Origin of the sequence: Roseateles koreensis (genome assembly GCF_028595305.1) — a bacterium.
Classification (GTDB): domain Bacteria; phylum Pseudomonadota; class Gammaproteobacteria; order Burkholderiales; family Burkholderiaceae_C; genus Paucibacter_A; species Paucibacter_A koreensis.
In genome coordinates, this window is record NZ_JAQQXS010000009.1 from 200,698 (window position 1) to 208,302 (window position 7,605).

Here is a 7,605-nt window from a genome sequence, read left to right on the forward strand (position 1 = left end):
AATTTACTCCCGTACGGAGAACAAACATGGCATTGGTAGAAGTCAAAGTCCCGGACATCGGTGACGTCAAAGACGTGGCAGTGATTGAGTTGCTGGTCAAAGTGGGTGACACGGTCGCCCTGGAGCAGAGCCTGATCACGGTGGAGAGCGACAAAGCCTCCATGGAAATTCCCAGCACTCAGGCGGGTGTGGTGAAGGAGATCAAGGTCGCCATCGGCGACAAGGTGAATGAAGGCAGCCTGGTGCTGTTGCTGGAAGCTGCCGGAGGCGCCGCAACGTCTGCTCCTGTTGCAGCGGCTCCCGCAGCGGCGCCCGCCGTAGCTGCCGCGCCCGCCGCTGCTGGCGCTAGCAGTTTGATCGAGGTCGTGGTACCTGACATCGGTGACTTCGACTCCGTCGCGGTCATCGAAGTCTTTGTCAAGGTGGGTGACACCATCAAGATGGAGCAAAGCATCGTCACCGTCGAGAGCGACAAGGCCTCGATGGAGATCCCCAGCTCGCACGCTGGCGTGATCCGTGAGTTGAAGGTCAAACTGGGTGACAAGATCGCCAAGGGCTCGCTGTTGGCCGTGGTGGAAGTGGCGGGGGCGGTTGCTGTGGCACCCGCTGCCGCACCTGCCGCTGCCGCGCCGGTTGCAGTCGCTGCGCCAGTCGCTGTTGCCGCTGCTGCCCCGGTGGCCGCCGCCGCCAGCGTGGCCATGGCCCACAACCCCACGGTGGCGCCCACCGGCAAGCTGCCGCATGCTTCGCCCAGCATCCGCCGTCTGGCTCGCGAGTTAGGTGTGCCGCTGGCTGAAGTGGCCGGCAGCGGTCAAAAGGGCCGCATCACCGAGTTGGACGTGCAAGGCTTTGTCAAGCGCGTGATGGCGGGCGCTGTGCAGACCCTGGCGCAAAAAGCTGCGGCACCCGCCGCTGCGGCCACGGCCTCCGGCGGCGCCTTGCCAGGCCTGCTGCCCTGGCCCAAGGTGGACTTCGAGAAGTTCGGCGCCATCGAGCGCAAGGACATGTCGCGCATCAAGAAGATCTCGGGCGCCAATCTGCATCGCAACTGGGTGGTTATCCCGCACGTCACCAACCATGACGATGCCGACATCACCGAGCTGGAAGCCTTCCGCGTTCAGACCAATAAAGAAAACGAGAAGAACCCCGCCGCCGTCAAGGTCACCATGCTGGCCTTCATGATCAAGGCCGCTGTGGCCGCGCTGAAGAAGTTCCCCGAGTTCAACGCCAGCCTGGAAGGCGAGGGCGATGCGCAAAAGCTGGTGCTCAAAAAGTACTTCCACATCGGCTTTGCGGCGGATACGCCTAACGGCCTGGTGGTGCCCGTCATCAAGGACGCCGACAAGAAAGGCATCTTCGAGATCAGCGCCGAGATGGGCGAGCTGGCCAAGAAGGCCCGCGACGGCAAGCTAGGCCCCGCTGAGATGAGCGGCGGCTGCTTCACCATCTCGTCCCTGGGCGGCATCGGTGGGCGTTACTTCACACCCATCATCAATGCGCCCGAGGTGGCCATCATGGGCGTATGCAAGAGCGCCATCGAGCCCAAGTGGGACGGCAAGGCCTTCCAGCCGCGCCTGATGTTGCCGCTGTCGCTGAGCTGGGACCATCGCGTGATCGATGGCGCTGCGGCTGCGCGCTTCAACGTCTATTTCGCATCGCTGCTGGCGGACTTCCGCCGCATTGTTCTCTAAATTTTGTGGGTCAGACCGATCGAGCGAAGCGAGTAGCTCTGACCCCAACTGATTGAGGAAATTCAATATGGCATTGCTGGAAGTTCAAGTTCCCGATATTGGTGATTTCAAAGACGTGGCCATCATCGAGTTGCTGGTCAAGGTAGGCGACACGGTGGCCGTGGACCAAAGCCTGATCACGGTGGAGAGCGACAAGGCCTCGATGGAAATCCCGTCCTCGCACGCCGGTGTGGTCAAGGAGATCAAGGTCGCCCTGGGCGACAAGATCAACCAGGGCACGGTGCTGCTGGTGGTGGAGGCCGCTGGCGCTGCCGCCCCCGCTGCTGCCGCTGCGCCCGCTCCCGCCGCCGCTGTCCCCGTTGCAGCACCCGTGGCCGCCCCGGCCGCCGCCAGCTACTCAGGCAGCGCCGATCTGCATTGCGATCTGCTGGTGCTGGGTGCCGGCCCCGGTGGTTATTCGGCCGCCTTCCGCGCCGCCGACCTGGGCCTCAATGTCGTCTTGGTGGAGCGTTATGCCACCTTGGGCGGCGTTTGCCTCAATGTCGGTTGCATCCCCTCCAAGGCCTTGCTGCATGTGGCCGCCGTCATGGACGAAGTGCCACATCTGGCCGCACTGGGCGTGGAGTTTGGTGCGCCCACCATCCATGTGGACAAGTTGCGCGGCCACAAAGAAAAGGTCATTGGCAAGCTGACCGGTGGCCTGGCCGCCATGGCCAAGATGCGCAAGGTCACCACCGTGCGCGGCTACGGCCACTTCCTCGACGCCAACCATGTGGAAGTCGAAGAAACCACCGGCCAGGCGCAAGACAAGACCGGCGCCAAGAAGACCATCCACTTCAAGCAGGCCATCATTGCGGCCGGTTCGCAGGCCGTGCGCCTGCCCTTCTTGCCCGATGACGAGCGCATTGTGGACTCTACCGGCGCCCTGGCCTTGAAGGGCACGCCCAAGAAGATGCTCATCATCGGCGGCGGCATCATTGGCCTGGAAATGGGCACGGTGTACTCGACCCTAGGCGCCCGCCTGGACGTGGTGGAAATGCTGGACGGCCTGATGCAAGGTGCCGACCGTGATCTGGTCAAGGTCTGGCAAAAGATGAACGCCAAGCGCTTCGACAACATCATGTTGAAGACCAAGACTGTGGGCGCCACTGCCACTGCTGAGGGCATCCAGGTGCAGTTCGAGGGCCTGGACGGCGCCAAGAGCGAAGGCACCTACGACCTGGTCTTGCAAGCCGTGGGCCGCACGCCCAATGGCAAGAAGATCGCCGCCGACAAAGCCGGCGTGGCCGTCACCGACCGTGGCTTCATCAACGTCGATGTGCAGATGCGCACCAATGTGCCCCACATCTTCGCCATCGGCGATGTGGTGGGCCAACCCATGCTGGCACATAAGGCCGTGCACGAGGCCCATGTGGCGGCCGAAGTGGCTGCAGGCGTCATCCTGGGTGATGCGCAACTGGCCAAGAGTCAGTTTGACGCACGCGTTATCCCCAGCGTCGCCTACACCGACCCCGAGGTCGCCTGGGTGGGCCTCACCGAAGACCAGGCCAAGGCCCAAGGCATCAAGGTCAAGAAAGGTCTCTTCCCCTGGACGGCCTCCGGCCGCGCCATCGCCAACGGCCGCGACGAAGGCTTCACCAAGCTCTTGTTCGATGACAGCGAAGAAGCCCACGGCCACGGCAAGATCCTCGGCGGCGGCATCGTCGGCACCCACGCCGGCGACATGATCGGCGAGATCGCCCTGGCCATTGAGATGGGCGCCGACGCCGTGGACATCGGCAAGACCATCCATCCGCATCCGACCCTGGGTGAGAGCATCGGCATGGCCGCCGAAGTGGCACATGGCTCCTGCACAGACTTGCCGCCAGCGCGCAAGTAATCAAGCATTTCGCTGCAAGCAAAGCCCGGCCCGGCAACGGTCCGGGCTTTTTGCTGTGGCGTCCGTCGCACGGGGTGCGCACTCAGGCCGTCCTCCTGGCGATTCATCAAATTCATTTCGACACGCGGGCTGGGCTGGCTTATCGTGGTGGGCATTGCAATCTTGGAGTGACCTTCTATGTCGAATCGCCCCTCCCGATCAAGTCGGCCTGGCCGAGGCCGTTCTCAGGATCACCTTTTCATGGGCCTGTGCCTGATCGTCATCGGCACCGTGGCTTTGCTGGAGCAGCGGGGCTATCAATTGATCGATTGGCTGTGGGCGCATTGGCCCTTGGCCCTCACTGCCGTGGGCATGGTGCGCTTGTTGACGGCGCGTGGCTTGGGGCAGGTGGGCAACGGCGTTTTCCTGATCTTGCTGTCGGGTTGGTTGTATGCCTGCGAGGCTGCTTATTGGGGCATGAGCTACACCAACAGTTGGCCGGTGCTGCTGGTTGGGCTGGGCTTGTGGAAGTTGCTGCTGGGGGGGTTGAGCTTGCGCCAGGAGCACGCTCAGGTCACTGCGCATGAGCAGGGAACGGCGCAGGGCATGACGCAGGGCATGACACAGGGAATTGGGAAAGGCGAGGGGCAAGCATGAGACAACAAAATTCAAAGCAGCAAGTCCTGTTCGGCCTGGTGTTGACTCTGCTGGGCCTGGCATTTTTGGCGGATAACTTTCATGTTTTCGATGTGCGGCGCGTGCTGCCGTTTTGGCCCTTGGTGTTGGTTGCCATGGGCGTGCTCAAGCTGAGCCAAGACGCTGATCGGCGCGGGCAGGGCGTGGGCGTGGCCCTGATCGTGGTGGGCAGTTTGCTGACGTTGCGTCACCTGGGGATCTTTGATTTCCGTTGGCACGACTTCTGGCCGCTGGTCTTGATTGGGGCGGGTGTGGTGGTGATGTTTCGGGGCCGGCTGGCGTGGGATCGCGAGGGCGGCGGCGATGCAGTTGAAGTGCTGGATGGCGAACGCATTCAGCTCAGCACAGTTCTGAGCGCCCATCAATCGAAACTCAGCAGCCAGCGTTTTGCTGGTGGAGAAGTCAAGGTGGTGATGGGCGAAGCTCAGTTGGATCTGCGCCAGGCCTCCATTGAGGGCACGGCCCAGTTGGCCGTTCAGGTGGTGATGGGCAGCGTTTTGCTTCAACTGCCTCCCGACTGGAGCGTGAGCATCAAGGGCAAGCCCCTGCTGTCGGAGGTCAATGACAAGACCACGCAGCCGCTGCAAAGCAGCAAGCAGTTGGTGATTCGGGCCGAATTGGTCTTGGGGGGCTTGGAGCTGCGCAACTGAGCCTGAGCCTGAACCTGGATCTGATTCAGGCTGCGGCTGCGGCGGAGGTATCGGGTTCGGCGATCAGCCGGCGCAGCGTCGGGATCAAGAACACCAGCAGCACACCGACCGCCACACTGCCCAGCCCCAGTTGGGTGAACAAGGTGGCGTAGGCCGGGTTGCTGCTCAGCGCGCTGCTGCCTACGGGCTGGGCCACCATGCCGGAGAAGTCCGCTGCAAACAGCGAGGCCAGGCCGGTCACCAGCATCCAACTGCCCATCATCACGCCTTGGTATTGGCGCGGCGCCAGGCGGCCGATCATGGCGTAGCCCACCGGCGAGATCAGCAACTCGCCCAGGCTTTGCAGCACATAGCTGATGAACAGCCAGACGAAGGCCACTTGCCCGCGACCGTCCGCAAGAGCGATGCCCAAGGGCAAGGCCAGAAAGCCCAGGCCCATCAGTACCAGGGATGCCGCGAACTGCTGGGGCACATCCACCGGCCAGCCGCGTGTGCGCAGGCGCGTAAACCAAGCCGCCAGCAGCGGGCCGCCCAACACAATCACCACGGTGTTGATGTTTTGAATCCATTGCGGGGCGATCACCACGCCGGCCAGCTCCAACTTCACATTGCCCACAGCAAACAACTGCAGGCCGCTGGGGGCCATTTGGTAGAGCGACCAGAACATCAGAGAACCCAAGGTCAGGATCAGGTAGGCCCACATGCGCCGTTTCTCGGGCACGTTGGAATGGCGCACGGTCAACACGATGAGGCTCAGCGCGACGCCGGCTGAAATCAGCTTGACCAGGGACTCGGTGCCGTCCGGGTGCTGCAGCAAAAACCACAGCAACGGCACAAGGCCCAGCAGAATGAAAATGCCGGCCACAAATCGCTGCCAGAAGTCACGCCGGCTGGCTTGCAGCAAGGGCGTGTTAATGTCCACCAGCACGCGCCAGAAGCTCAAGGCCAGCACAATCGCCAGCACATTGCCCAGCGTGGCAAACACGAAGAGTTCGGTGTAGCTCTTGCTGAGTTGGTAGTGGCCCGCCATCGTGAAGCCGATGAAAAAGCCCACGTTCATGCCGGCGTAGTTCCACAGAAAGGCGGCCTCGCGGCGGTTGTCTTCCGGCGCAAAGCGCTGGGTCAGCATCATGTTCAGGCAGGTGACGTTCAGGCCGCTGCCGGTCAGGAACAAGGCCAGCCCCCAGTACAGCAGATCGGCCGTGCCGCCGGCAATCGACGCGCAGCCCAACACCTGCAGCAGCATGCCACCCACAAAGAGGTTGCGATTGCTCAAAAATCGCCCACCCAAATAACCGCCAAACAAATGAAGGCCATAGTTGAAGGCGCCAAACACGCCCATGATCAACGCTGCTCTTTCTGGCGTGAAATTCAGATGGTCGGTGGCGTAAAGCACCAAGCTGGAATACAGCACCGCAAAGCCCAGGGTGGAGAACATCTGGACGAAAAACAGCACACCCGCGCCCGACGGGATGGCGGACAAGCGGGATGAAAGAGATCGGAACATAGGCGCACTGAGAAAGCGTTAGGGGCGAGGAAACAAGCCCGGGATCTTATCTGTGGGCTTGACTCAATCCCGGGGCTTCACCCTGAGTACGAGCCTGTGCAGGTGGCGCCAGGGCCGTATCAAGTGCCCTGCACGTAGGGGTTGCTGCGCCGTTCGTGCCCGAACGTGCTTTCCGGCCCGTGGCCCGGGATGAACACTGTGTCATCACCCATGGGCCACAGCCGTTGGGTGATGGAGTTGATCAGCGTGGCATGGTCGCCTCCCGGAAAATCACTGCGGCCCACGCCACCCGCGAACAGCACATCGCCCACAAAGGCCCGCTGAATGGCCGCTGAATGAAACACCACATGGCCCGGCGTGTGCCCCGGGCAGTGGCGCACGGCCAAGGTCTGACGGCCAATCTGCACGGTGTCGCCATCGGCCAACCAACGTGTGGGCGTGAAAGGCTCCGCCGGTGGAAAGCCGAACATCTGGCTCTGCTGCGCCAGCCCGTCGATCCAGAACTGATCGCCCGGGTGCGGCCCGATGATGGGCAGGCCCAGTTCACGCGCCAACTGGCCCGTGCCGCCCGCATGGTCGATGTGCGCGTGTGTCAGCCAAATGGCCTTGAGCGTCAACCCATGCTGACGCACTGCATCTTGCACCCGGGGCAAATCGCCACCCGGATCAATCACCGCGGCATCAAGGGTTTCATCACACCAGACGATGGAGCAGTTTTGCTGAAAGGCGGTCACCGGGAGGGTGAGGTAGCGCAGGGACATGGGGTGTGTTCTTTGGTAAATCAGTGTTGAAATTTGCCGCGCTGTGTAGCCTGAAATACCGACTTGTCGCGGCTGTCACGCAACTCTGTGTCGGCTATTCGATTGCGGTTGGCACAGGATTTGGCGGGGCGCTGGGCACAGCGTGGAGCGGTCGATTCTCAAGAGCTCTGTTGTTTGACCTGAAAAACGCGCCTTGCGATGCGGTGATTCAGTAATTTCTGCTCGGTCCTTGTGATTGCAGTTGAAGGCCGCCGCAATGGTGCTCAGTTGGTCGGTGCTCAGCTCCTTGGCCACACCTGCGGGCTCGTCGTCCTCGGGGTAGAACGCCCAAGCTGCTGATACTCCGATCGTGAGCCATGTGCTCAGGCACAGGAGAAGTACTTTCTTTGTGGTCGCCATCGGCATTGTTTTTATCCGCAAGGGGGTGTACTCCGCGTGGAGG

The 7,605-nt window shown here is 62.1% G+C and carries 7 protein-coding genes; 4 read left to right on the forward strand and 3 right to left on the reverse strand.

What is annotated here, in order from left to right:
• The first annotated feature begins 26 nt into the window (after positions 1-26).
• The 4 genes from aceF (at position 27) to PRZ01_RS12020 (ending at position 4,895) form a co-directional block, all read left to right on the forward strand.
• A complete protein-coding gene (aceF, locus tag PRZ01_RS12005) occupies positions 27-1,691 on the forward strand; it encodes a dihydrolipoyllysine-residue acetyltransferase (protein ID WP_273597025.1) in 1,665 nt (554 codons plus the stop codon).
• Between the two features lie 67 nt (positions 1,692-1,758).
• Positions 1,759-3,570: a dihydrolipoyl dehydrogenase gene (gene lpdA, locus PRZ01_RS12010; protein WP_273597026.1), complete on the forward strand. Its 1,812-nt coding sequence runs from the start codon at positions 1,759-1,761 to the stop codon at positions 3,568-3,570.
• A 240-nt stretch (positions 3,571-3,810) separates the two neighbouring features.
• A complete protein-coding gene (locus PRZ01_RS12015) occupies positions 3,811-4,206 on the forward strand; it encodes a LiaF transmembrane domain-containing protein (RefSeq protein ID WP_273597027.1) in 396 nt (131 codons plus the stop codon).
• On the forward strand, positions 4,203-4,895 hold the full coding sequence (locus PRZ01_RS12020) for a LiaI-LiaF-like domain-containing protein (protein ID WP_273597028.1): 693 nt from the start codon (positions 4,203-4,205) through the stop codon (positions 4,893-4,895). Before PRZ01_RS12015 ends, PRZ01_RS12020 begins: the two co-directional genes overlap by 4 nt.
• Positions 4,896-4,920: 25 nt before the next feature.
• On the opposite strand, the gene PRZ01_RS12025 is transcribed toward PRZ01_RS12020, so the two are convergent.
• The 3 genes from PRZ01_RS12025 to PRZ01_RS12035 all read right to left on the reverse strand — a co-directional run.
• Positions 4,921-6,402: a peptide MFS transporter gene (locus tag PRZ01_RS12025; protein ID WP_273597029.1), complete on the reverse strand. Its 1,482-nt coding sequence runs from the start codon at positions 6,400-6,402 to the stop codon at positions 4,921-4,923.
• Between the two features lie 119 nt (positions 6,403-6,521).
• Positions 6,522-7,163, reverse strand: coding sequence for an MBL fold metallo-hydrolase (locus tag PRZ01_RS12030; RefSeq protein ID WP_273597030.1), 642 nt, complete (start codon positions 7,161-7,163; stop codon positions 6,522-6,524).
• Positions 7,164-7,238: 75 nt separating this feature from the next.
• A partial coding sequence (locus PRZ01_RS12035; RefSeq protein WP_273597031.1) for a hypothetical protein occupies positions 7,239-7,605 on the reverse strand: 367 nt, incomplete at its 5' end.